At 62.5% G+C, this 25,409-nt stretch carries 24 protein-coding genes; 11 read left to right on the forward strand and 13 right to left on the reverse strand.

Annotated elements, in window-relative coordinates; translation table 11 throughout:
- Positions 1–495 precede the first annotated feature (495 nt).
- Positions 496–1,242 (reverse strand): acid phosphatase PhoC, encoded by a 747-nt coding sequence (phoC, locus tag ABLV64_RS08035; protein WP_049118453.1) that lies wholly within the window; start codon positions 1,240–1,242, stop codon positions 496–498.
- 225 nt (positions 1,243–1,467) lie between these two features.
- Between phoC and selD the strand changes: the two genes are divergently transcribed.
- The 3 genes from selD (at position 1,468) to ABLV64_RS08050 (ending at position 5,612) form a co-directional block, all read left to right on the forward strand.
- Positions 1,468–2,511 (forward strand): selenide, water dikinase SelD, encoded by a 1,044-nt coding sequence (gene selD / locus ABLV64_RS08040; protein WP_004203794.1) that lies wholly within the window; start codon positions 1,468–1,470, stop codon positions 2,509–2,511.
- Positions 2,512–2,515: 4 nt separating this feature from the next.
- Complete coding sequence (locus tag ABLV64_RS08045; protein WP_004203795.1) at positions 2,516–4,456, forward strand: DNA topoisomerase III; 1,941 nt, start codon at positions 2,516–2,518, stop codon at positions 4,454–4,456.
- 175 nt (positions 4,457–4,631) lie between these two features.
- Complete coding sequence (locus ABLV64_RS08050; RefSeq protein ID WP_348843059.1) at positions 4,632–5,612, forward strand: NAD(P)H-quinone oxidoreductase; 981 nt, start codon at positions 4,632–4,634, stop codon at positions 5,610–5,612.
- Between the two features lie 43 nt (positions 5,613–5,655).
- Here ABLV64_RS08050 and gdhA read toward each other — a convergent pair whose 3' ends face one another.
- A complete protein-coding gene (gene gdhA, locus ABLV64_RS08055; RefSeq protein ID WP_004203797.1) occupies positions 5,656–6,999 on the reverse strand; it encodes an NADP-specific glutamate dehydrogenase in 1,344 nt (447 codons plus the stop codon).
- Between the two features lie 182 nt (positions 7,000–7,181).
- On the reverse strand, positions 7,182–7,592 hold the full coding sequence (locus ABLV64_RS08060) for a pyrimidine (deoxy)nucleoside triphosphate diphosphatase (RefSeq protein ID WP_057216769.1): 411 nt from the start codon (positions 7,590–7,592) through the stop codon (positions 7,182–7,184).
- Between the two features lie 86 nt (positions 7,593–7,678).
- Between ABLV64_RS08060 and ABLV64_RS08065 the strand changes: the two genes are divergently transcribed.
- The gene (locus ABLV64_RS08065; RefSeq protein ID WP_217324981.1) at positions 7,679–8,293 is read left to right on the forward strand and encodes a CDP-alcohol phosphatidyltransferase family protein; all 615 of its coding nucleotides are present in this window, start codon (positions 7,679–7,681) and stop codon (positions 8,291–8,293) included.
- Positions 8,294–8,341: 48 nt separating this feature from the next.
- Here ABLV64_RS08065 and ABLV64_RS08070 read toward each other — a convergent pair whose 3' ends face one another.
- The 7 genes from ABLV64_RS08070 to ABLV64_RS08100 all read right to left on the reverse strand — a co-directional run bounded on the left by ABLV64_RS08070 (position 8,342) and on the right by ABLV64_RS08100 (position 14,956).
- Complete coding sequence (locus ABLV64_RS08070) at positions 8,342–9,649, reverse strand: sulfurtransferase (protein ID WP_004203802.1); 1,308 nt, start codon at positions 9,647–9,649, stop codon at positions 8,342–8,344.
- 93 nt (positions 9,650–9,742) lie between these two features.
- Positions 9,743–10,375, reverse strand: coding sequence for an ATP-binding cassette domain-containing protein (locus tag ABLV64_RS08075; protein ID WP_004203804.1), 633 nt, complete (start codon positions 10,373–10,375; stop codon positions 9,743–9,745).
- Positions 10,375–11,910, reverse strand: coding sequence for an ABC transporter permease subunit (locus tag ABLV64_RS08080; protein WP_217324980.1), 1,536 nt, complete (start codon positions 11,908–11,910; stop codon positions 10,375–10,377). The genes ABLV64_RS08075 and ABLV64_RS08080 overlap by 1 nt, the downstream gene beginning before the upstream one ends.
- Positions 11,883–13,061, reverse strand: coding sequence for an ABC transporter substrate-binding protein (locus ABLV64_RS08085; protein ID WP_217324979.1), 1,179 nt, complete (start codon positions 13,059–13,061; stop codon positions 11,883–11,885). Before ABLV64_RS08085 ends, ABLV64_RS08080 begins: the two co-directional genes overlap by 28 nt.
- A gap of 2 nt (positions 13,062–13,063) precedes the next feature.
- Entirely contained in the window at positions 13,064–13,624 is a 561-nt protein-coding gene (locus ABLV64_RS08090) for a carboxymuconolactone decarboxylase family protein (RefSeq protein ID WP_004203808.1), read from the reverse strand.
- Positions 13,621–14,331, reverse strand: a complete 711-nt coding sequence (locus ABLV64_RS08095; protein ID WP_004203809.1) for a TVP38/TMEM64 family protein — start codon at positions 14,329–14,331, stop codon at positions 13,621–13,623. Before ABLV64_RS08095 ends, ABLV64_RS08090 begins: the two co-directional genes overlap by 4 nt.
- The gene (locus ABLV64_RS08100) at positions 14,318–14,956 is read right to left on the reverse strand and encodes a TVP38/TMEM64 family protein (RefSeq protein WP_224052166.1); all 639 of its coding nucleotides are present in this window, start codon (positions 14,954–14,956) and stop codon (positions 14,318–14,320) included. The genes ABLV64_RS08095 and ABLV64_RS08100 overlap by 14 nt, the downstream gene beginning before the upstream one ends.
- Between ABLV64_RS08100 and ABLV64_RS08105 the strand changes: the two genes are divergently transcribed.
- The gene (locus ABLV64_RS08105; RefSeq protein WP_224222643.1) at positions 14,888–15,031 is read left to right on the forward strand and encodes a hypothetical protein; all 144 of its coding nucleotides are present in this window, start codon (positions 14,888–14,890) and stop codon (positions 15,029–15,031) included. The genes ABLV64_RS08100 and ABLV64_RS08105 overlap by 69 nt on opposite strands.
- Positions 15,032–15,187: 156 nt before the next feature.
- On the opposite strand, the gene xthA is transcribed toward ABLV64_RS08105, so the two are convergent.
- Positions 15,188–15,994 (reverse strand): exodeoxyribonuclease III, encoded by an 807-nt coding sequence (xthA, locus tag ABLV64_RS08110; protein ID WP_004203811.1) that lies wholly within the window; start codon positions 15,992–15,994, stop codon positions 15,188–15,190.
- A gap of 438 nt (positions 15,995–16,432) precedes the next feature.
- Between xthA and ABLV64_RS08115 the strand changes: the two genes are divergently transcribed.
- The 6 genes from ABLV64_RS08115 (at position 16,433) to spy (ending at position 23,285) form a co-directional block, all read left to right on the forward strand.
- Positions 16,433–17,653: an aspartate aminotransferase family protein gene (locus ABLV64_RS08115; protein ID WP_205436832.1), complete on the forward strand. Its 1,221-nt coding sequence runs from the start codon at positions 16,433–16,435 to the stop codon at positions 17,651–17,653.
- Positions 17,650–18,684 (forward strand): arginine N-succinyltransferase, encoded by a 1,035-nt coding sequence (gene astA / locus ABLV64_RS08120; RefSeq protein WP_004203813.1) that lies wholly within the window; start codon positions 17,650–17,652, stop codon positions 18,682–18,684. The genes ABLV64_RS08115 and astA overlap by 4 nt, the downstream gene beginning before the upstream one ends.
- On the forward strand, positions 18,681–20,159 hold the full coding sequence (astD, locus tag ABLV64_RS08125) for a succinylglutamate-semialdehyde dehydrogenase (RefSeq protein ID WP_348843058.1): 1,479 nt from the start codon (positions 18,681–18,683) through the stop codon (positions 20,157–20,159). The genes astA and astD overlap by 4 nt, the downstream gene beginning before the upstream one ends.
- Complete coding sequence (gene astB, locus ABLV64_RS08130) at positions 20,156–21,481, forward strand: N-succinylarginine dihydrolase (protein WP_217324976.1); 1,326 nt, start codon at positions 20,156–20,158, stop codon at positions 21,479–21,481. The genes astD and astB overlap by 4 nt, the downstream gene beginning before the upstream one ends.
- Positions 21,482–21,490: 9 nt before the next feature.
- Positions 21,491–22,456: a succinylglutamate desuccinylase gene (gene astE / locus ABLV64_RS08135; protein WP_064150253.1), complete on the forward strand. Its 966-nt coding sequence runs from the start codon at positions 21,491–21,493 to the stop codon at positions 22,454–22,456.
- Between the two features lie 343 nt (positions 22,457–22,799).
- Positions 22,800–23,285: an ATP-independent periplasmic protein-refolding chaperone Spy gene (gene spy / locus ABLV64_RS08140; RefSeq protein ID WP_072096650.1), complete on the forward strand. Its 486-nt coding sequence runs from the start codon at positions 22,800–22,802 to the stop codon at positions 23,283–23,285.
- An 87-nt stretch (positions 23,286–23,372) separates the two neighbouring features.
- Here spy and cho read toward each other — a convergent pair whose 3' ends face one another.
- Together cho and nadE are read right to left on the reverse strand one after the other, a co-directional pair.
- The gene (cho, locus tag ABLV64_RS08145; protein WP_017898663.1) at positions 23,373–24,236 is read right to left on the reverse strand and encodes an excinuclease Cho; all 864 of its coding nucleotides are present in this window, start codon (positions 24,234–24,236) and stop codon (positions 23,373–23,375) included.
- A 99-nt stretch (positions 24,237–24,335) separates the two neighbouring features.
- On the reverse strand, positions 24,336–25,163 hold the full coding sequence (gene nadE / locus ABLV64_RS08150; RefSeq protein WP_004203821.1) for an ammonia-dependent NAD(+) synthetase: 828 nt from the start codon (positions 25,161–25,163) through the stop codon (positions 24,336–24,338).
- Between the last annotated feature and the right edge of the window lie 246 nt (positions 25,164–25,409).

A 25,409-nucleotide genomic window follows, 5' to 3' on the forward strand; every position in this document is an offset into this window, starting at 1 on the left:
CCGGAGCCCGGGGGTACAGGGGGCGGCGGCGACTGGCCGCCCCCTGTGCGCTCCCGGCGCCATGAGTGACATAACGCAGACGATTAACCGGGAGCGCAAACTACGCTGAAGCCACAGATAACATAAACAACCACACTGCAGTGCTTCCCCTCACCCTGGCCCTCTCCCGGAGGGAGAGGGAACCGTCCGGCTGGCCGCGCAAGCGCAGCGCCGCCGGGCAAGATATCAGGCATGGTACCCGTGGTGTTGCCGGGTGGCGGCTGCGCCTTACCCGGCCTACATAACCATCGCTATATCAGACGGTTACTCCTCAATGTAGGCCCGCGCAAGCGCAGCGCCGCCGGGCGACGGCAGCAAGCTCGGAGCCGCATCTATGCCGGGCGGCGGCTGGCGCCTGACCCGGCCTTCAAACCCTACCATTCGAATCAATCGCGGTTTTTGTCGCCCGGACAAGGCGCGCCAGGCGCCGTATCCAGGAGTTCAACGGCGATGACGTTACTTCTGCGCTTTGGCGAATTCGTCTTTGGCTTTCTGCAACTGCTGCTGGAAGGCCGGGTTGGTGTGCAGCGTGGCGACCACCGCGGAGCCGACGATGCGCGCCGCATCGACATCGCTCTGCCAGTGATAGCCGCAGATCACCCGGCTCTCGCCAAGCTCATAGCCGCGCTTCAAAATTTCGTTCTGCCGCTGCGGGTTGATCTCCGCCAGCACCAGGGCGGTGGCCCAGCCGATGGAGGTATGCCCGGACGGGTAAGAGCCGTTTTTCGCCAGCTTGTCCTGCTCGGTGGTGTTGCAGGTGGAGACGCCGTAGAAGGCAAACGGGCGAATGCGCATATACTTCTCTTTCGCGCCGCGGGTCGCCAGATCGCCGGCGTCTTCAATCATATTGGTCAGCAGCTTATGGAGCTGCGGCGCGTCTTTTTCGGTGATCGGCGAACCAAAGGCGCTGGAGAAGGCGTTAGCCACGCCGCCCGCGCTGAGGTTGGCATCCTCTGCCGCCAGCTTCCCGCGCTCGGTGTTGCGCAGCAGGCGCCCCTGCTCATACATCGCCTGATCGTTTAAGAACGCGATACTGCCCACCGCCGGCGGCGGCGGCAACAGCGCCAGGCTGTCGATGGCCTGGGCATTGGTCAGATAGTAGAGATCGGGCTTGGTGGTGACATCGTTACCGGGGGGAACCAGTGCGAAGGCGTTAACGGAGAAGAAACTGGCCAGGCAAAGGGCAAGAACACGCTTTTTCATTAGAATTTCCTTACGTCATAATCATTCCAGAGAAGACAGTCCTGTGTTGTCACATTTCTGTCATCTTTAAGTAAAAGTGAAAATGGTCGGGAAAAAATTGCCGCGTCTCGCAAAAACGGCTTTTTGTCTGCTTAATGAGCAACCATACGCGATTTCAGACTGTCGTACTTACCACCCTGGCGTTTGGGCGCTAACATAGCGGGATTGCAATGACAGGAGATGTCCATGAGCGAGCAAGCCATTCGTTTAACGCAATACAGCCACGGAGCCGGTTGTGGTTGTAAAATTTCCCCGAAAGTGCTGGAAACCATCCTGCATAGCGAGCAGGCGAAGTTCGTCGACCCGAACCTGCTTGTCGGCAACGAAACCAGCGATGATGCCGCCGTTTACGATCTCGGTAATGGCACGTCAATCGTCAGCACCACCGACTTTTTTATGCCGATTGTCGATAATCCGTTCGACTTTGGCCGCATTGCCGCCACCAACGCCATCAGCGATATTTTCGCCATGGGCGGGAAACCGATTATGGCGATTGCCATTCTCGGCTGGCCGATCAACACCCTGGCGCCGGAAATCGCCCGCGAAGTGGTGGAGGGCGGGCGCTTTGCCTGCCAGCAGGCGGGGATCGCGCTGGCGGGCGGCCACTCCATTGACGCCCCGGAGCCGATCTTCGGTCTGGCGGTCACCGGCGTGGTGCCCACCGAGCGCATCAAGAAAAACAGCACCGCGCAGGCGGGCTGCAAACTGTATCTCACCAAACCGCTGGGGATCGGCGTGCTGACCACCGCAGAGAAAAAATCGCTGCTCAAGCCGGAGCATCACGGGCTGGCGACGGAGACCATGTGCCAGATGAACCTCGCCGGCGCCGCGTTTGCCGCTATCGACGGGGTGAAGGCGATGACCGACGTCACCGGCTTTGGCCTGCTCGGCCACCTCAGCGAAGTGTGCCGCGGAGCCGGCGTGCAGGCGCAACTGCGCTATGCCGATATCCCGAAACTGCCGGGGGTGGAGGAGTATATCGCCGCCGGCGCGGTGCCGGGCGGCACCGGGCGCAACTTTGCCAGCTATGGCCATCTGATGGGCGAGATGCCGACGGAGTGGCGCGATCTGCTCTGCGACCCGCAGACCTCCGGCGGTCTACTGCTGGCGGTGACCCCGGAGGCGGAGGCGGAAGTGCAGGCTGCCGCAGCGGAGTTCGGTATTAAGCTGGCCGCCATCGGCGAGCTGGTGACCGCCCGCGGCGGACGACCCATGATCGAGATCCGTTGATTCGATGCGGTTGTTTATTGCAGAAAAACCGAGTCTCGGTCGGGCTATCGCCGATGTGTTGCCTAAACCGCATCGCAAAGGCGATGGCTTTATTGAGTGCGGCAATGGGCAGGTGGTCACCTGGTGTATCGGTCACCTGCTGGAGCAGGCGCAGCCGGACGTCTATGACAGCCGCTATGCCCGCTGGAATCTCACCGATCTGCCGATTGTGCCGGAGAAATGGCAGCTGCAGCCAAAACCTTCGGTCACCAAACAGCTGAATGTCATCAAGCGCCTGCTCGGCGAGGCCGAGGAGGTTATCCACGCCGGCGACCCCGACCGTGAGGGGCAGCTGCTGGTGGATGAAGTGCTCGACTACCTGCAGCTGGCGCCGGAGAAGCGTCAGCAGGTGCAGCGCTGTCTGATAAACGATCTCAACCCGCAGGCGGTTGAGCGGGCGATCAACCGCCTGCGCGCTAACAGCGAGTTTGTGCCGCTTTGCGTGTCGGCGCTGGCGCGGGCGCGCGCCGACTGGCTGTACGGCATCAATATGACCCGGGCCTATACCCTGCTGGGGCGCAACGCCGGCTATCAGGGGGTGCTCTCCGTGGGGCGGGTGCAGACCCCGGTGCTCGGCCTGGTGGTGCGCCGCGATGAAGAGATTGAAAACTTCGTCGCCAAAGACTTCTTCGATGTCAAAGCGCATATCGTCACGCCGCAGGAGGAGCGCTTTGTCGCGACCTGGGTGCCGAGCGAAGCCTGCGAACCTTACCAGGATGAAGAAGGGCGCCTGCTGCATCGTCCGCTGGCCGAGCACGTGGTTAAGCGTATTGAAGGCCAGCCGGCGCTGGTGACCGGCTATAACGATAAGCGCGATTCCGAACCCGCGCCGCTGCCGTTTTCGCTGTCGGCGCTGCAGATTGAGGCGGCCAAACGTTTCGGCTTCAGCGCGCAAAACGTGCTGGATATCTGCCAGAAGCTGTATGAAACCCACAAGCTCATCACCTATCCGCGCTCGGACAGCCGCTATCTGCCGGAAGAACATTTCGCCGGCCGCCATGCGGTGCTGAATGCGATTGCCGTCCATGCGGCGGATCTGCTGCCGCAGCCGGTGGTGGATCCGGAGATCCGCAACCGCTGCTGGGATGATAAAAAGGTCGACGCGCACCATGCGATTATCCCGACCGCCCGCAGCAGCCAGGTCAAACTCACCGATAACGAAGCGAAGGTCTACACCCTGATCGCCCGCCAGTATCTGATGCAGTTCTGCCCGGACGCGGTGTTCCGTAAATGCCAGATTGACCTCGAGATCGCCAACGGTAAGTTTGTCGCCAAAGCGCGTTTTCTGGCCGAGGCGGGCTGGCGGACGCTGCTTGGCAGCAAAGAGCGCGATGAAGAGAACGACGGCACGCCGCTGCCGGTGGTGGCCAAAGGCGATGAACTGCTGTGCGAGAGGGGCGAAGTGGTGGAGCGCCAGACGCAGCCGCCGCGCCACTTTACCGACGCCACGCTGCTGTCGGCGATGACCGGGATTGCCCGCTTCGTGCAGGATAAAGATCTGAAGAAGATCCTCCGCGCCACCGACGGCCTCGGCACCGAAGCAACCCGCGCCGGGATTATCGAGCTGCTGTTTAAGCGCGGTTTCCTGACTAAAAAAGGGCGCTATATCCACTCCTCGGAGGCCGGAAGGGCGCTGATTCATTCCCTGCCGGAGATGGCCGGTCGACCGGACATGACCGCCCACTGGGAGTCGGTATTGACGCAAATCAGCGAGAAACAGTGCCGCTATCAGGACTTTATGCAGCCGCTGGTGGGCACGCTGTATCAGCTAATCGAGCAGGCGCGCAGCACGCCGGTGCGCCAGTTCCGCGGTCTGGTGGCGCCGGGCGGGGCGAAAAAATCGTTCAGTAAAGGCAAAGCGAAAGGCAAAAAAGCGGCAGAGGATGCCGCGCCGCCGCCGCAATAACCTGCCCGGCGGCCGTGAGGAGGCCATTCCCCACGGCCGCCGTTTCTCCGCCAGACTGGTCAATGGTCTACACTAAACAGCCGGGAAGGGGGGGACGATCGCCCCGCAGAACGGGGGCGCCCATTGCCCTTCCCGATGCCTTGCTTAATTCTCTGACAGGCGATAAGGAGGACCCGTGAAATATATCGCTATCAGCCAACCGGGTGGCCCGGAGGTTTTACAGATCCGCGAAGGTGAGATCCCCACTATCGGGGAGCATGAGGTGCTCATCGAGGTGAAAGCGGCGGGCGTCAACCGGCCGGATATTCTGCAGCGCCAGGGTCTGTATCCCATGCCTGAGGGGGTTACCCCCGTGCCCGGCCTCGAGGTGGCGGGCGTGGTCGTGAAGGTTGGTGCGCAGGTTGCGGCCTTTGCCCCCGGGGATCGCGTCTGCGCGCTGACCAACGGCGGCGGGTATGCCGAATACTGCGCCGTCCCGGCAGGCCAGACGCTGCCGATCCCGGCGGGCCTCAGCTTTAGCGAAGCGGCCGCCATTCCGGAAACCTTCTTCACGGTGTGGGCGAACGTTTTCCAGCTCGGTAAGCTGCAGCCCGGCGAGAGCATTCTGATCCACGGCGGCGCCAGCGGGATTGGCACCACCGCGATCCTGTTGTGTCACGCGCTGGGGATGACCGTCTATGCCACCGTCGGCCAGGACGAAAAAATTGCCGCGCTGCGGCCCTACGCCACGGCGATCAACTACAAAACCGAAGATTTCGCTGAGAAAATTCATCAGCTGACCAACGATGAAGGGGTGGATGTCATTCTGGATATCGTGGGCGGCCCTTACTTTAACCGCAACCTGGGGCTGCTGAAAAAGGACGGGCGGCTGGTCATCATCGGCTTTATGGGCGGGCGAATGGCCCATGAGGTCGACATTCAGACCCTGATGCTCAAGCGGGCCACCGTCACCGGCTCCACCATGCGCGGCCGGACGGCGGCGGAGAAACAGGAGATTGCCGAGGCGCTGCGGCGCCACGTCTGGCCGCTGCTTGAGGCTGGGAAATGCAAGCCGATGATCTACGCCAGCTACCTGATGGCGGAAATTGCCGAGGCGCATGCCTGTCTGGACAGTGGTCAGCATCTGGGGAAAGTGGTGATCACGATGACGTCGTGAGAGACATCCCGGCGGGCAGCCGCCGGGATGGTGTGAGGGGAGGTTAAATCACGCCCTGGGCCAGCATGGCGTCCGCCACCTTGACGAAACCAGCGATATTGGCGCCGCGCACGTAGTTGGTCTGCTTCGCTTCACCGCCGTACTGCACGCAGGCGTGGTGGATATCCAGCATGATGTGATGCAGACGGGCATCCACTTTTTCCGCTTTCCAGCCCATGCGCGCGGCGTTCTGCGCCATCTCCAGACCGGACGTCGCCACGCCGCCGGCGTTGGCCGCTTTGCCCGGGGCAAACAGCACGCCAGCTTCAAGGAACAGATCGGTCGCGGCGATGGTGGTTGGCATGTTGGCGCCTTCCGCCACGGCCTTCACGCCGTTGGCAATCAGCTGGCGAGCGGCGTCGGCATCCAGTTCGTTCTGGGTGGCGCAAGGCAGAGCGATATCCACCGGCACTGACCACGGCTGCTGGCCTTCGAGATAGGTGAGGCCAAATTCGCGGGCGTAGTCGGCCACCCGGCCGTGGGCACGCTCTTTGATGTCGATCAGGCGGGCCAGTTTTTCTTTGGTGAAGCCCGCTTCGTCAACGACGGTGCCGTTGGAGTCGGAGGCGGTGACCACCCGCGCGCCAAGCTCCATCGCTTTCTCAATGGCGTATTGCGCGACGTTGCCGGAGCCGGAAACCGCCACGCGAGCGCCTTCGAAGCCGAGGCCGTGACGTTTGAGCATCGCTTCGGTGAAGTAGATCAGGCCGTAACCGGTGGCTTCCGGACGGATCAGGCTGCCGCCGAAGGAGAGGCCTTTACCGGTGAAGACGCAGGCGCTGTTGTTGGAGAGCTTACGCATCATTCCGGCCATAAAGCCGACCTCGCGGCCGCCGACGCCGATATCGCCCGCCGGTACGTCGGTATCCGGGCCCAGATGGCGATAAAGCTCGGTCATCAGCGCCTGGCAGAAGCGCATCACTTCGCCATCGCTCTTGCCTTTAGGATCGAAATCGCTGCCGCCTTTCCCGCCGCCCATCGGCAGCGTGGTCAGGGCGTTTTTGAAGGTCTGCTCGAAGCCAAGGAATTTGAGAATCGACAGGTTTACCGACGGGTGGAAGCGCATTCCGCCCTTATACGGGCCGATGGCCGAGTTGAACTGCACGCGCCACGCGCGGTTGACCTGGACCTGATTGCGGTCGTCCACCCACACCACGCGGAACTGGATCACGCGCTCCGGTTCCACCAGACGTTCCAGCAAAGCAAGCTGACGATAGCGCGGATTTTCCTCAAGGAAAGGCCACAGGGTGGTCATGACCTCCCGGACGGCTTGAGCAAATTCGGTTTGATGAGGATCGCGCTGTTGAACGCGGGTGAGAAAGCCTTCCAGAGTGCACGTCTGATCCATAGATATAAGTTCCCCTTATGGTTGTGGTTGCATGTATTTATTATGATTCGGTCCTTGAAAAAACCGATTTTCCGACTATAACACCGCTAATCCTTAGGCAAGCAAGGAAAAATTAAGCCGTCAGCAAAATTTATAATTGCCCGCCCGTCATAACTAAAAACGATGACGAGGCGGCGAGCGGATCAGCGGAGGGAAAGGGACGGGCGCTGGGCGATAAAGGCGTGCAGGAGGGGGATATCGGCCGGGGCGAGATCGAGGGTTAAGGCGTCGGCAGGAAGGCACCAGCGCAGCTGGCTGTGATAGTGGGCCAGCGGCACGCCCTGAAAATCCGGCACCCACCAGGCGTGCAGATGGATCTGACGACCGGAGACTTCCCGCTGATGGCTGGCGATATAGCATGCCGGGTGGGCGATGATGCCCATTTCCTCCTGCAGTTCCCGGGTCAGCGCCTGTGGTTGGCTTTCACCTGGCTCCACTTTGCCGCCGGCGAACTCCCACATTCCCGGCTGGTCGGCGTGGGGCGGGCGCTGCGCCAGCAGAATTTTGCCATCCTGTTCAATAATGGCGGCGACAACTTCAATCATTTTTAGCATAAGCATCAACGTTAATAAGGCCAAACTGGCCTATTATCACCGCCATAGACCTTCACTGACAACCGCCAACTCTGCTGGAGATCCTCGTGCTTGATAGCCACCTGCATCCTCGCCTTAAACCCCTCCTTAACGCTGTCGCCGGCGCGCTTGACCGCCCGGGTATTTCACCAGACAGGCTGACGCTGCTCGGTTTTGCCATCGGCGTGCTGGCTCTGCCATTTCTGGCATTAGGGTGGTATGGCGCGGCGCTGGCGACCATTCTTCTCAACCGCCTGCTGGACGGCCTGGACGGCGCCCTGGCGCGGCGGCGCGGGCTGAGCGACGCCGGCGGTTTTCTCGATATCTCACTGGATTTTCTCTTCTATGCCCTGGTGCCGTTCGGTTTTATCCTGGCGGATCCGCAGAATAACGCTCTGGCGGGCGGCTGGCTGCTGTTTGCCTTTATCGGCACCGGCAGCAGCTTTCTCGCCTTTGCCGCGCTGGCGGCAAAGCACCAGATCGCCAATCCCGGCTATGCCCATAAATCGCTGCACTACCTCGGGGGGCTGACGGAGGGGACGGAAACCATCCTGCTGTTTGTCCTCAGCTGCCTGTTTCCGGCACATTTTGCCTGGCTGGCGTGGCTGTTTGGCGCGCTATGCTGGCTGACGACGGCGACGCGTATCGCCAGCGGCTACCAGACCTTAAAGCGGGTGGCGTGAGCGGGAAAGCGCGCGTCGCCGGCTGGGGACGCGCGCTGGTGGGGTGTGTTACTGACTGCTTTCCGGGCCGCGCTCGCCGCGGGCGACCGGATTGTGCGGGTTGCTGCTCCATTCGTACCAGCCGCCGTCATAGACAGCGACGTGCGGCCAGCCCATGGCCCGGGCATACATGAAGGTTTCCGAGGCCCGCCAGCCGGTCCCGCAATAGAACGCCACCTGCTGGTTCGGCAGGATGTTCCACTGGCGCCACAGGGCAGCGATATCGTCGGCGCTGCGCATGGTGCCGTCCGGGTTATGGAAGTCTTCCATGTGCGTGGAGTCGCTTCCGGCATGGCCCCAGCGGGCGCCGGCGATATCGCCCTTCGGTTTGATATAGCTGTAGCCGCTGGTGGTGCCGATAAACTCCGGCCAAGAGCGGACACTGACCAGCGAGGCGTCCTGACGGTGGAGCAGGCCGCGGGCCTGCTCGGTATCCAGCATCAGCTGCGGCTGGCCGGGGATCGGCGCGCCAAAATCTGGCGCCGGCTGCGGCGTCGGCGGCATGCCGCGCTCCACCGGCAGACCGGCGTCGGACCAGGTCTGCCAGCCGCCGTCCAGCAGGCGCACGTCTTTGACGCCGGCGTACAGCATGATCTGCGCCACACGCGCCGCGGCGTAAACGTCGCGACCGTAGAGGATCACCGTGGTGTCATGGCGGATGCCGTGCTTCGCCAGCATCGCCTTCAGCTGCGCATCGGACACTTTATTCCACAGCGGTTCGCTCTCCACCTCATTGGTATCGATATAGCCCGCGCCCGGGATATGGCTCAGCAGATAGAGCTTCGGCGCCCCCCAGGCGGCCTCAACTACTTTCCAGTCGCCGGCCGGGGCGGCGGCCACGCTTTTCCCTTGCTGCAGGTCGTGCAGCCATTGCGGATAAACCAGCTGTTCAAAGTGCGGCAGCTTTTGCAGACGGTCTCCCTGGCTCAGGGCGTCGCTCAGGGTGTTGAGCCGGGTGAAGCCCGCTTGTTTCAGTCGCGCCGCGACGCTGGCGTTATCCTCAGGACTGCCGTACAGCGCAAGGGGGGTATCGGCCTGGAGCTGGTGCTGCTTAGCCCAGCCGCGGAGCTGCTCGTCGCTCATGGCGCCGAGCCAGCGGGCGGAAAGATTCAGCGCCTGCGGCTCATGCCCTTCCGGGCCGTTGGCGCGCTGCGGCCAGCCGTTGTAATAAGCGCTCAGGCGGGTGTCGATGGCCACGCCGTGCTGCTGTTGCAGGTGGGAAAGAGTGAGCGCTGGCATGGTTTCAGCGGCGAAGGTGGTGGAAGCAGCAAGCCCCATGAACAGGGCGAGTGCGGTCAATTGAGAAACACGTTTCATCGAAATGCCCGACGGTAAAAAGTGGAGGGCGTATTCTCCGCTTGCCAGGCGTTGATTTCTTTGCGGTAACGCAGGTTTGCACGCTATTGCTCTTCATTGCCAGCGCTCCATCGTCAGGCAGCGCCCCGTCGGCGGACAGTCCTCGCGATCGTGGGTCACCAGGATCGCCGGAATGGCCTGGCGGGCCAGTTCCTCAAATACCCAGCGGCGGAACGCGGCGCGCAGGGCGGCATCCAGGCGGCTGAAGGGTTCATCCAGCAGCAGCGCCTCGGGGCGCGCCAGCAGGGCGCGCAGCAGACTCACCCGCGCCCGCTGTCCGCCGGAGAGCGTGGCCGGGTCGCGCGCGGCGAAGCCATGCAGCCCGGCGCGACTGAGCGCCTGCTCCACCGCGGCTTTTCGCGCCTCGCCGCGCACGCTTTCCGGTAGCGCCAGCTGTAAATTTTGCCCGACGCTGAAATGGTCGAACAGCAACGGGTCCTGAAACAGGATGCCGATGCGCCGGCGCTCCGTGGGCAGCGTATCGCACCGCCGCCCGTTGAGCCACAGCTCGCCCTCGGCGCGGAAGTCGCCGGCCAGGGCGCCAATCATCCACGCAAACAGCGTCGATTTTCCGCTGCCGGAAGGGCCCATCAGCGTCAGCACTTCACCCGGGGCCACCGAAAAGTCGACCTCCCGCAGCAGCGGCTGACGGTTCACGCTCAGGGTCAGATGGTTTACGGTTAGCACTAGCGAAGTCCTCGTCGATAGCGGCCTGCCAGCCAGGCCAGCAGGGCCGTCAGGATAAAGCATACCGCCGGCAGCAGTAATTGCCACAGCGCCTGGGCGGCAAGCATCTGCGCCTCGCCGCCGCTGCTGAGCGCCACCGCCTGGCTGGTGAGCGTCGGGATACGGCCTGCCCCCAGCCATAGCGTTGGCAGATACTGCGCGATGCTCACCGAGAAGCCCACCGCCAGGGCGGTCAGCAGTGGGCGGGTCAGCGAGGGCAGAGTCAACAGCCAGAAAATACGCGTGGGTCCCCAGCCGAGCGTGCGGGCGATCACCGTCATCCGCGGATCGTGCTGGCGCCAGGCCGGGCGCAAAATAAATAGCATCCACGGCACCACCCACAGCAGATGGCCCCACAGGACGGTCCACCATTCGCCGTCTAGCCAGGCGTACAGCGCCAGCCGGTACTGGCCATCGGCCAGCGGCAGGGCCGGCAGCACCAGCGGCAGCCAGACCCAGCCATCTCCCCGCTTCGGGCCGCAGGCCAGCCACAGCAGGCAGACGGCCGCGCCGAGGGCGCAAGCCATCAGCGCGAGGCCAAGGCTGTTGCCCAGGGCATCCATCTGCGGCGGCGCCGAGCGCGCCAGCCCCGCCAGCAATAGCGCGCACAGCAGGCCGCTCAGCGGCAGGGCACTCGCCAGCAGGCGGCCGGGCAGGGCGTGGGGATGGGGATGCCGAATGCCGCGCAGATCGGGCAGACGCCGACGCTGTAGCCGCCATCCGCCCCAGGCGACCAGCGCCAGCCCGCCGAGGATCGCCAGCAGCAGCAGGCTGGCCAGCGCCCCTTTCGCCTGCTGCATGTCATCGCCCTGGCTTAACCACTGCCACGCCAGAACGGCGAGGGTGGGTGGATTGCCGGGCCCCAGCACCAGGGCGACGTCTACCGTCGACAGGCTCCAGGCCGCGGCGGCCAGCAGCACCATGCCGAGGGCGGGCAGCAGCGCAGGCAGCACCAGCCAGCGCAGGCACTGCCAGCGGCCGTAACCGAGGCTCTTTAGCGCTGTCGCCTGGTCGGCGAGGCGCGCCTCCCCCAGCAGGCCGTAGATCACCCACAGCACAAAGGCGCTCTCTTTAAGGGCCATCGTCAGGCCAAGCCCGATGCCGTACCGGTCGACCGGCGGCGTCAAAAACGGCAGTCGCTGCCAGATCCAGCCGCCTTCGGCGAACAGCAGCAGCGCCGCCGTCGCCAGGGCAAGATGGGGCACCGCCAGCAGCAAAGGCAGGCGGGAAGCCAGCCGCCGCCAGCGGGCCGAAGGCCAGAAAGCGGCGACGATGGTCAGGGCGATCAGTAGCGCACCGCCGACGGACAGCAGCGTGGAAACAAGGGTGGCGGCCAGCGCCTGGCCCAGCTGCGGGTCGGCGAACAGCGCCCGCCAGTGGACCGGGGAGAGCGCCGGCCACATCAGCCCTGCAGCGGCGGGGAATAAGGGCAGATAGATGGCCGCCATCGTCCCCCAGGCCAGCAGGATCAGTGGGTACCGTAGCGGCGCAGCCATTCCTGCTCCAGCGCGTCAACCCACGCCGCATGTGGCTCGGCAAGCACCGGCGGCAGATCCTGCGGCAGGGTGGCCGCCAGCGCCTGACGCTGTTTGTCAGGCAGACGCTGCGGGTCCAGTACGCTTGGATCGCCCCAGACGGCGGCATCCGCCTTGCGCAATTGCGCCTCTGGGGAAAGCAGGAAATTGGCGACCACTTTGGCCGCGGCGACGGCGCGTGCGTTGGCCGGGATGGTAACGAAATGGACGTTGCCGAGGGTCCCTCCGGTAAAGCCGAAGCTGTAGCTGTCCGCCGGTAACTCCCCGCTGACGGCCTTCTGGCGGGCATGGAGCGGGTTAAACGTCAGCGACAGGCGGAGGATGCCCTGGTTGAACATGGCGTCCATCCGCGCCGGCGACGCCGGGAAATCCTTACCCGCCCGCCACAGCGTCGGGTGCAGCGCATCGAGATAGCGCCACAGCGGGGCGGTTACCGCCGAGAAGGTCGCCGTCTCCGGCGGCTGGCGCAGGGCGGCAGGCTGGTCGGTGAGGGCGATCAGCAGCTGCTCCAGCAGGGCGGTACCCGTAAAGTCCGGCGGCCGCGGGTAGGTCACGCTGCCGGGATGGGCTCTGGCGAAGGCCAGCAGCGCCTGCGGGCTGGTGGGTGGCTGCGGCGTTTGCCCGCGGCGGGCGATAAACGTCAACTGGGCGCTGCCCCACGGCGACTCCGCGCCCTCGGTGGCGACAGAAAAATCTTCCTGAACCGGTTTTTGCAGATCGATATAGCGCCAGTTGGGCAGCGATTCTGCCCAGCCGGTGAGCAGCAGGTTGGCCTGTTTTAGGGTGTGAAAGTTCTCGCCGTTGATCCACAGGAGATCCACCGACCCGCCGCGGCGACGGCCGGCCTGCGCCTCAGTCTGGATGCGTTTCACCGCGTCGGCGGCATCGGCGATAGGGACAATACGCAGGTCGATCGCGTAGTGGCGTTTGACCTCCTCGCTGACCCACGCCAGATAGCGGTTGACGGCCGGGTCTCCACCCCAGGCGTTAAACCAGACGGTCTGGCCGCGGGCTTCCGTCTGGGTCTGCCGCCAGCTGTCGTCGGCTTGAACCACCAGCGGCCAGAGAAGCAGCAGGCACAGACAGAGGCTGAAATCACGCAAACGGCGCATCGTTACTCCTTATGGTGCGGGGAAGAACCAGGTATCTTGCACAGCCCCTGGGCAGGGATCGCCATCGCGGCATTGAACCGCGCCGATAAATTTTGCAGGCCAATCAGGGCGGTCAGCTCGGTGAGCGCCCGGGCGTCAAAATGCGCGGCCATCGCGCTACGCAGGGCATCATCCACCGCCGGCGGCGTCTGGGTGGCGGCTTCGGCATAGGCCAGCGCCAGACGCTCTTTTTCGCTGAACAGCTTACTGCTGCGCCAGTCGGCGACCGCCAGCAGCTTGTCCTGGCTCCCGCTCCGCGCCGCGAGGGTCATGCTGGTGATATCGATGCAGAATTCGCAGTGGCACAGCTGGGCGATACGGGCGCTGACCAGCGAGCGCAACACCGGATCCAACGGCGAGCGGCGGCGTTCAATATAGCCCACGAACAGCGAAACCAGGTAAAACAGCCACGGGATCCGTCCCCACCAGCGAATGGGGCTCAGCACCTGGCCGTAATGCCGGCGATGCAGCCAGGCCTGCGGACGAAGGATCAGGGGGACAGTATCCAGCGGGGGTAAGCTCATGGCGACGATCTCTTATGACGTTCACGGTAAATATTTTTGGCGATGGAGATGACCACCGCCAGGGCCAAAAGCAGCGAAAGGCCGGTGGCCAGCCAGAAGGCGCCTCCGGTCAGCAGGCTCCCGGCCCAGGAATAGACGATGGTCGCCGGCAGCTGGCCCACGCCGGTGGCCAGCATAAAGGGCCAGAAGCGCTGCGAGGTCAGTCCGGCGGCATAGCTGACCGGATCAAAAGGGACAAACGGCAGCAGGCGGCAGACCAGGATCGTCTGCGCGCCATAGCGGGCGAAATAGCCGTCGACGCTGCGCAGCACCGTGCGGCCGGTGAGCTTCTCCACCATCTCGCGCCCCAGCGCTCTGGCGATGCAAAAGCAGAGCCCGGCCCCGACCATGGCGCTGAACCACGACAGCATGCCTCCCCAGAAGGCGCCGAACAGCGCGGCGTTCGCCAGGGTGATCAGGAAGGCCGGCAGCGGGGCGACGATCGCCTGGAGGATCATTAGCGCAAAAGAGACCAGCGCCGCCTGCGTCCCCCAGGCGGCGATAAAGTTTTTGACATACTGGGGATCCAGCGACGCTAACGCCGTCAGGCTGTGTTGCAGAAAGGCTCGCCCGTCGGGGAACCACAGCCAGGCGGTCAGCCCGGCGACAGCCACCACGGCAAGGGCCAGCCTGGCGCGGCGCAGGTGACGGCGATCAGGTCGGGTCATGGCGCACCTCCTCGCCGGGCGTTGCCACACGGCGGGCGCGGGCAAACCGTTTGCCCATCTGCACCAGGGCAAACAGCAGCCCGCCGGCGAGGCTCAACTTGAGCGCGAAAGCGAGGGTCGCTCCTTCGCGGGCCAGTTCGCTGGCCATCACCGAATAGATGACCAGGCCCGGCAGGGTGGTCACGGCGGAGATCAGAGTAAAAGGCCAGAAGGGGATCGCCGTCAGGCCGTAGGCGTAATTCTGAATGTTGTAGGGAAAGAGTGGCACCAGGCGGGTGAGGATCAGGAAATCGCTGCCGCTGCGGGCGATACCGCGCTCAATGGCCTGGAAGACGGCGGTATGGCCTACATAGCGCTGCAGCAGATCGCGCCCCAGCCAGCGGGCGATCAAAAACGACAACGAAGAGGCGACGGTGGCGGCGGCAAACGAGAGCAGAGAGCCGGTCAGCGGGCCGAAAAGCACCCCGCCGGCGATCACCAGCAGGCTGCCGGGGATCAGGCACAGGGTGGCAATGATAAATAGCGCAACATAGACCAGATAGCCCCAGGCGCCATGATGGCGGAGGGTCTCCTGCAGCAGATGCAGGTGAGTCAGCAGATCGTGGAGACCAACGCGGTGGCTGATAACGGCCAGCGTGGTCGCCAGCGCGAGAAGTACCAGCCCTTTACCAATGGCCGGATGATGGCTTCTTTTTCATGAAGGGGTCTCCTGTACAGCCTGGACGCGGTGGACGTCAAAAAGTGCGCGCGACAGTATCCTGTTCCGACGACGGTCACAATGGTTTACCGTCGCTTTGTTGATTTTGCTCAGGAAATTCTGCCCCCCGCGCGGCGGGAGGCGAGAGAAGGACGTGACTTACGGCCGGAAGGTGGCCCACACCGGCGCGTGGTCGGATGGTTTTTCCATCCCGCGGATCTCATAATCGATCCCGGTCTCCACGCAGCGCTGGGCCAGAGGCTGACTGGCCAGCAGCAGGTCGATGCGCAGCCCACGGTTATCGTCAAAGCCTTTGGAGCGGTAATCAAACCACGAGAAGTGCTCATGATTGTCAGGGTTAGCCTGACGCCAGGTATCCACCAGGCCCCAGCCCAGCAAGCGATCCATCCATTCCCGTTCTTCCGGCAGGAAGGAACATTTGCCGGTGCGCAGCCAGCGTTTGCGGTTCTCTTCACCGATACCGATGTCGAGATCGGTAGGGCTGATGTTCATATCGCCCATGATCAGTACCGGATTCTCTTTGTTGAGCTCGCTCTCCAGGTAGTTCTGCAGATTCTGATAGAACGCCGCTTTGGCCGGGAATTTGGTCTCATGATCGCGGCTTTCACCCTGCGGGAAATAACCGTTAATCACCGTGACGTTACCGAAGGGCGACGGGATCTCCGCCATGATGATGCGGCGCTGAGCCTCTTCGCCATCGTTAGGGAAACCGCGGCGGACGGCAATCGGCGTCTCTTTGGTCAGCAGCGCGACGCCATAATGGCCTTTCTGGCCGTGATAAAAGACGTTATAGCCGAGTCTGGCGACCTCTTCGAGAGGGAACATGTCGTCGTGAACTTTGGTTTCCTGCAGGCCAATCACGTCCGGCTGGTGTTTTTCGACGATGGCGGCCAGTTGGTGTGGGCGGGCGCGCAGGCCGTTGATATTAAAAGAGACGAATTTCATAGTCGCTGCCACTGTGCAAGGTGAATAGTGCAGGGATGGTAGCAGAAATTCGCCAGGCTGGCTGCCATCCGATGCGTCATTCTGCCAATCGCTGCGCATGATCGTGCCGTTGGTGCCCCTTTTGCGGGCACGCCGCGCCAAAAAAGGGCAAATATCTACGATAAATTTCGCAGAAGATCACAATTACAGAATTATATCTTACCGTTGCATAACTTATCTTCTTTAATCACTGTTCATCCCCCTTTATCGGATAGTTATTCACTAAATATGCATTTTATATGAATAGCGTTAGGTTGTAACTCGTTGATATTGCGTTATCTCATCCGGTTTATGCATTTTTATCGCTGGCTGGCACGAACCGTGCAATCTACATTTACAGCGTAATAACTCATATTTATTAACATTATTGCTACTTTTAATTTACCGGAAGAGGTCGATATGTCTCAGTCAATTACGCGTAACCACTTTGATGAATGGATGATGCCGGTCTACGCGCCAGCGGCGTTTATTCCGGTGCGGGGCGCCGGGTCGCGGCTGTGGGATCAGCAGGGCAAAGAGTATATCGATTTTGCCGGCGGTATAGCCGTGAACGCGCTGGGGCATGCGCATCCGCGTCTGGTGCAGGCCCTCACCGAGCAGGCGGGCAAGTTCTGGCATACCGGCAACGGGTATACGAATGAGCCGATCCTGCGGCTGGCCAAAATGCTTATTGATGCCACTTTCGCCGATCGGGTCTTCTTCTGTAACTCCGGGGCCGAGGCTAATGAGGCGGCGCTCAAGCTGGCGCGTAAATATGCCCACGATCGCTTTGGCAGCGAGAAAAGCGGCATCGTCGCCTTCCAGAACGCTTTCCACGGGCGGACGCTGTTCACCGTTTCGGCGGGCGGTCAGCCGGCCTACTCCCGGGATTTTGCTCCGCTGCCGCCGCAGATCCAGCATGCGGTGTTTAACGATCTCGAGTCGGCAAAGGCCTTAATCAATGACCAAACCTGCGCGGTGATCGTCGAGCCGGTGCAGGGTGAAGGGGGCGTGGTGCCGGCCAGCGTCGAGTTTTTACGCGGCCTGCGTCAGCTTTGCGACCAGCACAACGCCCTGCTGATTTTCGATGAAGTGCAGACTGGGGTCGGACGCACCGGCGAGCTGTACGCCTATATGCACTACGGCGTGACGCCCGATGTGCTGACTACCGCCAAAGCGCTGGGCGGCGGCTTCCCCATCGGCGCGCTGCTGGCCACAGAGGCCTGCGCCAGCGTGATGACCGTCGGCACCCACGGCACCACCTACGGCGGCAACCCGCTGGCGGGGGCGGTGGCCGGCGAGCTGCTGTCGATCGTCAACACCCCGGAAGTGCTCTCCGGCGTCAGACAGCGCCATCAGTGGTTTTGCGAACGTCTGCAGGCGATCAACGCCCGCTATGGCCTGTTCAAGGAGATCCGCGGCCTGGGGCTGTTGCTCGGCTGCGTGCTGAACGACGCCTGGGCCGGGAAGGCGAAAGCCCTCAGCATCCTGGCGGCGGAAGAGGGGGTGATGATCTTGATCGCCGGCGCCAACGTGGTGCGTTTCGCTCCGGCGCTGAACGTCAGTGAAGAAGAGGTGAACAGCGGTCTGGATCGCGTCGAGCGGGCCTGCGCGCGTTTCCTGGCGGGAGTCTCATCATGATGGTTATTCGACCAGTGGAGTCGGGCGATCTGCCCGGGCTGCTGAAGCTGGCAGCTGAGACCGGCGGCGGGCTGACCTCGCTGCCGGTGGATGAAGCGACCCTCGCGGCGCGGATCGCCCGCTCGCAGCAAACCTGGCGCGGCGAGCTGCCGAAAAGCGAGCAAGGTTATGTCTTTGTGCTGGAGGAGAGCGAGAGCGGCACGGTGGTGGGCATCTGCGCGATAGAGGTGGCGGTGGGCCTCAACGATCCCTGGTACAACTACCGGGTCGGCACTCAGGTCCATGCCTCGAAGGAGCTTAACGTCTACCAGGCGCTGCCGACGCTGTTTCTCAGCAACGACCACACCGGCAGCAGTGAGCTGTGCACCCTGTTCCTCGACCCGCAGTGGCGCAAAGAGGGCAATGGCTATCTGCTGTCGAAATCGCGCTTCTTATTTATGGCCGCTTTTCGCGAGCGCTTCAATGAGAAGGTGGTCGCCGAGATGCGCGGGGTGATTGACGAGCACGGCTATTCCCCGTTCTGGGAGAGCCTGGGCAAACGCTTTTTCGCCATGGAGTTTTCCCGCGCCGACTACCTGTGCGGCACCGGACAAAAGGCTTTCATTGCCGCCCTGATGCCCAAGCATCCGCTGTATATCGATTTCCTCACCCCCGAGGCGCAGGCGGTGATCGGCAAGGTCCATCCGCAGACCGCCCCGGCCCGGACGGTGCTGGAGAAAGAGGGATTCCGCTACCTGAACTACATCGATATTTTCGACGGTGGCCCGACCCTGGAGTGCGATATCGACCGGGTGCGGGCGATCCGCAAAAGCCGTCTGGTGACTACCGAGGCCGGCGAAACGCCACCCGGCGACTGGCCGTTGTGCCTGGTGGCGAACGAACAGTATCACCAGTTCCGCGCCCTGCTGGTGCGTGCCGACCCGGATGGCGACACCCTGACCCTCAGCGCCCGCGAGCTGGATATGCTGAAGTGTCATGCTGGCGACCAGGTGCGCATGGTGCGCTTGATCCCTGAGGAGAAAACCGCATGAGTCTGTGGATTAACGGCGAATGGCGGCCCGGCGATGGGCCGCGCTTCAGCAAACAGGATCCGGTCAACCTGAAGATTGTCTGGCAGGGCGAGGCGGCGGATGCCGGGCAGGTTGCCGAGGCGGTCGCGGCTGCCCGCCAGGCGTTCCCGGCCTGGGCGCGGCTGCCGTTTGCCGACCGCCAGGCCATCGTCGAAAAGTTTGCCAGCCTGCTGGAGGCCAGCAAGGCGGACCTGACGGCGATTATCGGCGCCGAGACCGGAAAGCCGCGCTGGGAGGCGGCCGGGGAAGTGACGGCGATGATCAACAAGGTGGCGATCTCGGTGAAGGCGTATCACACCCGCACTGGTGAACAGCACAGCGATCTGCCCGATGGCGCCGCGACGCTGCGTCACCGGCCGCATGGCGTGCTGGCGGTCTTTGGTCCCTATAACTTTCCCGGTCATCTGCCGAACGGGCATATCGTGCCGGCGTTGCTGGCGGGCAATACCGTGGTATTTAAACCCAGCGAATTAACCCCGCACAGCGGCGAAGCGGTGGTGAAGCTGTGGGAGCAAGCTGGCCTGCCCGCCGGCGTGCTCAACCTGCTGCAGGGCGGTAGGGAAACCGGCGAGGCGCTCAGCGGCCAGGCGGACATCGATGGGCTGCTGTTTACCGGCAGCTCGACCACCGGTTTTCATCTGCATCGCCAGCTGGCCGGGCAGCCGCAAAAGATCCTCGCGCTGGAGATGGGCGGCAATAATCCGCTGATCGTTGACGACCCACGGGACGTCGATGCCGCGGTGCATCTGACCATCCAGTCCTCCTTTATTACCGCCGGCCAGCGCTGCACCTGCGCCCGACGTCTGCTGGTCCGGCGCGGAGAGGCGGGGGATGCCTTCCTCTCCAGGCTGGTAACGGTCAGCCAACGGCTGATCCCCGCGGCGTGGGACGCTGAGCCGCAGCCGTTTCTCGGCGGGCTTATCTCTGAACAGGCCGCGCAGAAAGTGCATCAGGCCTGGCTGCAGCGGGTCGCTGCTGGCGCGGTCACCCTGCTGGAGCCGCGGTTATTGCAGGCCGGGACGTCGCTGCTGACGCCGGGGATTGTCAACATGAGCGACATGGCCCAGGTCGAGGATGAAGAGGTGTTCGGCCCGCTGCTTGGGGTCTGGCGCTACGATACTTTCGAAGAGGCGATTGCCCTGGCCAACGCCACCCGCTTCGGCCTCTCCTGCGGGTTAATCTCCCCGGAACGAGAGAAGTTCGATCGGCTGCTGCTTGAGGCACGGGCCGGGATAGTCAACTGGAACAAACCCCTGACCGGGGCGGCGAGTACCGCGCCGTTCGGCGGCACCGGAGCCTCAGGCAATCATCGCCCCGGGGCCTGGTATGCCGCAGATTATTGCGCCTGGCCGATGGCCAGTCTCGAATCGCCGACCCTGACGCTGCCCGCCAGTCTCAATCCGGGGCTCGACTTCCGGGCCGGGGAGGCGTTATGACCGCCCGCGAAGTCAACTTTGATGGTCTGCCCGGACTGACCCATCACTACGCAGGGCTCTCCTTTGGCAATGAGGCCTCCACCCGGCACCGCTATCGGGTGTCGAACCCGCAGCTGGCGGCGAAGCAGGGGCTGAAAAAAATGAAAGCCCTTGCCGACGCCGGCTATCCGCAGGCGGTGATCCCCCCTCAGGAACGACCCAACGTGTCGCTCCTGCGTCAGCTGGGCTTTAGCGGCAGCGATGAGCAGGTGGTGGCCCGTGCGGCCCAGCAGGATCCGGATCTGTTGTCGGCGGTGAGTTCGGCCTCGGCGATGTGGGTGGCGAACGCCGCGACCGTCTGTCCCTCCGCCGATTCGCTGGATGGCCTGGTGCACCTGACGGTGGCGAATCTGCAGGATAAATTCCACCGCGCCAGTGAAGCCCCCATCACCGGGGCGCTGCTGCAGGCGATATTCCCGGACCGCACGCGATTTGCCATCCACCCGGCGCTGCCTGCCTCTGCCTGGTTTGGCGACGAAGGGGCGGCGAACCATAACCGTCTCGGCGGCGAATATGGCGCCCCCGGCCTCCAGCTATTTGTCTATGGCCGCCGTCGGGGAAGCGAGGAGGCGCCACGTCGCTATCCGGCGCGGCAAACCCTTGAGGCAAGCCAGGCGGTGGCGCGCCTCAATCAGGTCAATCCCCGCCAGCTGATCTTCGCCCGCCAGCATCCGGAGGCGATCGACAAGGGGGTTTTTCATAACGACGTCATCGCGGTGAGCAACCGTCAGGTCCTGTTCTGCCATGAGCAGGCCTTTGCCGACCAGGACGCGGTTTTGCAGCAGCTTGCGCAGCAGGTGCCGGGCTTTATCCCGTTGGTGGTTCCCGCCAGCCGGGTCACGGTGGAAGAGGCGGTTGCTACCTATCTGTTCAACAGTCAGCTGTTGAGCCGGGCGGACGGCAGCATGGCGCTGATCCTGCCCCAGGAAGCCCAGGCGCATCCGGGCGTGTGGAACTATCTTAATGAGCTGCTGGCCGCAGATAACCCCATCGCCGCGCTGCAGGTGTTTGATCTGCGCGAGAGTATGGCCAACGGCGGCGGTCCGGCGTGCCTGCGCCTGCGGGTGGTGTTGACGGCCGAGGAGTATCAGGCGGTCAATCCGCACGTCCTGATGAACGATACGCTGTTTGCCACCCTCAATGACTGGGTGGATCGCTACTATCGCGACCGTCTCACCCAGTCCGACCTCGCCGACCCACAGCTGCTGCGGGAAGGGCGCGACGCGCTGGATCGGTTGACCCAGATCCTGCAGCTCGGTTCGGTTTATCCATTTCAGCAATAAGGGGGCGCGGTGGAACACTTTCTGGCATTAACCCTGGCGGGGCGATTGCCCCATCACTTTCACGGCGAGACGGCCCATTTCCGCTGGCACTGGCTCGGCGAGGGGATCCTCGAGCTGACGCCGCATGCGCGCTGCGAGCGCGGGCTGGTGCTTTCCTGCGCCATCCATGGCAACGAAACGGCGCCGGTGGAGATTGTCGACCGGCTGGTGCAGCGGCTGGTCCGGGAGGCACTCCCCCTGCGCTGGCGGCTGCTGGTGATCGTCGGTAACCCGCCGGCGCTGCGGGCGAATAAACGCTATCTGCACAGCGATATGAACCGGATGTTTGGCGAGCGCTGGCGGCAGTTCCCGGCCAGCGAGGAGACGCAGCGGGCGCAGCGGCTGGAGCAGGCGGTGGCCCGCTTCTATCGCGACCATGATGGTCCGCGCTGGCACCTCGATCTGCATACCGCGATCCGCGGGTCGCTGCATCCGCGCTTCGGCGTGCTCCCGGCCCGCGATACGCCCTGGGGGGAGGATTTTCTTCACTGGTTGGGCGGCGCCGGGCTGGAGGCGCTGGTGTTTCATCGCCAGCCGGGCGGGACCTTCACCCATTTCAGCTGCGAACGGTTCGCGGCGCTGGCCTGCACTCTTGAGCTGGGCAAAGCGCTGCCGTTGGGGGAAAACGATCTAACGCAGTTTGCCGCCGCCGAGGGGGCGATCTCCCGGTTGCTGGTGGGGGATCTGGCCATTGCCGACGCCCCGACGCCGCTGCGCTACCGGGTTGTGCAGCAGATCACCCGTCATAGCGATGATTTCCGCTTGCATATGGCGGATCGGACGCTGAACTTCACCCCCTTCGCACCTGGCACGCTGCTGGCGGAGGAGGGGGAGACGCGGTATGTGGTGGGGGCAGAGCCGGAGTATGTTCTGTTTCCCAATCCGGCGGTGGCCAGGGGGCTGCGCGCTGGCCTGATGCTGGAAAAATTATCCTGAGGGCAAGCCGTCCGCCGGGCGGCCTGCTTTATTTCGCGCGTCGTTGTTCATCTTCTTATTTTTTCGTGCGCCAGTGTAAATTTGCAGATTATTCCTGGTAAAATGCTTTGTTTTTAATCTCCTCTTCTTTATACTCTCCATAATTGCTCTGCAAAACAGTAGGTTATTTATTTTTTATTGCAATTATTCCGTCAAATTCCTTATTTTCTCCATAATTGGTGAGAAACTGTTTTTTACACTTTCATTGTTTTACTCTTGCTCTGACTAATTGACGATTAACGTCGTAAAGTTAATCTCGTCAACACGGCAACGCGCCGTAAGAATAACGTAAAGTAAGGATTGAATGATGAAGAAACTCACTGCACTGTTTGTTGCCTCTACTCTGGCTCTGGGCGCGGCTAACCTGGCACACGCCGCCGATACCACCACCGCGCCGAGCGACAGCAAGCCGATGATGATGCATCATAAAGGCGGCCCGGGTCAGCATGACATGATGTTTAAAGGGCTGAACCTGACCGATGCGCAGAAGCAGCAGATCCGCGACATCATGAAGAGCCAGCGCGAAAACATGAAGCGTCCGTCCCTTGACGAACGTCGCGCGATGCACGAGCTGATCGCCAGCGATACCTTCGACAAGGCGAAAGCGGAAGCGCAGATCGATAAGATGGAAGCGCAGCACAAAGCGATGGCGCTGTCCCGCCTGGAAACGCAGAACAAGATCTACAACATTCTGACCCCAGAGCAGAAAAAACAGTTCAATGCCAATTTTGAGAAGCATCTGACAGAACGCAACGCGCCGGCAGGTAAAATGCCTGCACCCGCTGAATAATGTAGCGCACTGAATCAAGACCGCCGGTCTTGCCCAATAATGCCATCAGGCGTTGGGCAGGGCCGGCGGTTTTTTCTTTCTGGCCTTTCAGCCAAGCGGATGCAACGGGTAGTTGCCGCTGAGCAGAGGCTTACAGAGGATTTTGTAACCATCCTGGTCGAATCCGGCGGGCAGGCGGGTCAGCGCAGCGGCCTCATTGAGCGAGTCGACGGCTCCCAGCCACAGCCAGTTATGAATGACATGATACTGCGTCATATCCGGGCCGCGCTCCTCCAGCGCCACCGGTCCTGCCCACGGCCAGCACACCAGCTGCAGCTTGCTCATCTGCGCCAGCAGACGCTGACGGTGCGCCTCCACGCTCTCCTTTCCACAGCAGGCGCCGGCGCAGCGGCCCAGTGCGGATCGAAAGCAGGCGCGGCCGCGGCTGAGCGGCTCCAGACCGAGCAGGCCGTAACAGAGGCGCTGTTCGTCAGCAAGGCTCTGCAGCATCTGCAGCGCCGCCCGCCGGTTGGCGAACAGACCATAGAGATGCTGCTGGTGCGAGAAATCAACCTCGCGGGCATAGACAATCTGCGGCCGGTCGTCCGCAAGCAGCCAGGCGCAGAGTTGCTTGTTACGCCGTAGCCGCTTGTTAAACAGCGGCTGCTGCTCTTTAATCAACCGCGCCTCCAGCAGCAGCGCTCCCAGCTCGCCAGCGGTGCGCTGCCAGGTGATACGCCGGGACTGACGCAGCATCGCCGCCTCTTCAGGGGTGCGCAGGTGGGAGAGCACCCGGCTGCGGAGGTTGACGCTCTTGCCGATATAGAGCGGCATCGTGTCGCTATCGCCGTGAAACTGATAGACGCCCGGCAGCTTCGGCAGTGTCTCCAGCCACGGGCGAAGGTGTTCGGGATATTCATAGATCGCCGCCGCCTCAAACTCCAGACGCGGGGCAGATTGCTTTCTGGCCACAATAACTCCTGATACTGTCTATCTATCCAGTATAGCAGGCGGTTTTTGCGGCGAAAAGCGCAAAAAACAACCCCGGCGCGGGCCGGGGCGGGGGAGGGACTATTTTTTCCAGAAATCGTCAAAGACGGTGATCGGTGGCCGACGCTTGTGTTCGGTTTTCAGATACCAGCCTTCGATCGTTTTGGCGATGCTGGGGTCCAGCGTTTTGCCTTCCAGATAATCGTCGATATTCTCATAGGTCACCCCCAGCGCCACTTCATCCGGCAGGGAGGGGCGATCGTCTTCCAGATCGGCGGTCGGTAACTTCTTATACAGATGTTCCGGGCAGCCGAGATGGGCCAGCAGCTGTTTGCCCTGACGTTTGTTCAGGCGGAAGATCGGGTTGATGTCGGTGCCGCCGTCGCCATATTTGGTGAAGAAGCCGGTAATCGCCTCCGCTGCATGGTCGGTGCCGACTACCACCCCTTGGGTCATCCCGGCGATGCTGTACTGGGCTTTCATGCGCTCACGGGCTTTTTCGTTGCCGCGAACGAAGTCGCTCAGTTCGATCCCCGCTTCGCGCAGCGCCTGTTCGCTTGCCAGTACCGAGGCTTTGATATTCACCGTCAACACCCGGTCAGGCTGAATAAAGGCGATGGCATCCTGGCAGTCCTGCTCATCCGCCTGCACGCCGTAGGGTAAACGGACGGCGATAAACTGCAGGCTGCTGTCGCCCGTTTCGGCGCGCAGTTCATTGATCGCCATCTGGCACAGTTTCCCCGTCAGGGTCGAGTCCTGGCCGCCGCTGATACCCAGCACCAGCGATTTAATAAAAGGGTAAGTCTGCAGATAGGATTTCAGGAAATCGACGCTGCGACGGATCTCGTCTGCGGCATCAATCTGCGGCTTCGCGCCCAGCGCCTGAATAATCTCTTGTTGTAGCGTCATCGCGCCCTCCGAAAGTGAATCTGTTTGGCAACCTGTTGGCTTAAAGCTACCTCTTTGCCGCTGAAACGACAAGGACCGGGGTTTTGACTGCCGGAAAAGAAGGCAATCAATGACATAGGATTTCATTATAGATGCCACCGCGCAGGAGAAAGCGCCGGTCGGCGGCGGAGCGTCAATCCTGTTTACGTAATAACACACTCAGACATGATTTCGCTGTTCGGCTTGAAAAATAACACTATTTATTCC

Source organism: Klebsiella sp. JB_Kp031 (assembly GCF_040064295.1).
GTDB classification, from domain to species: Bacteria; Pseudomonadota; Gammaproteobacteria; order Enterobacterales; family Enterobacteriaceae; genus Klebsiella; species Klebsiella quasipneumoniae.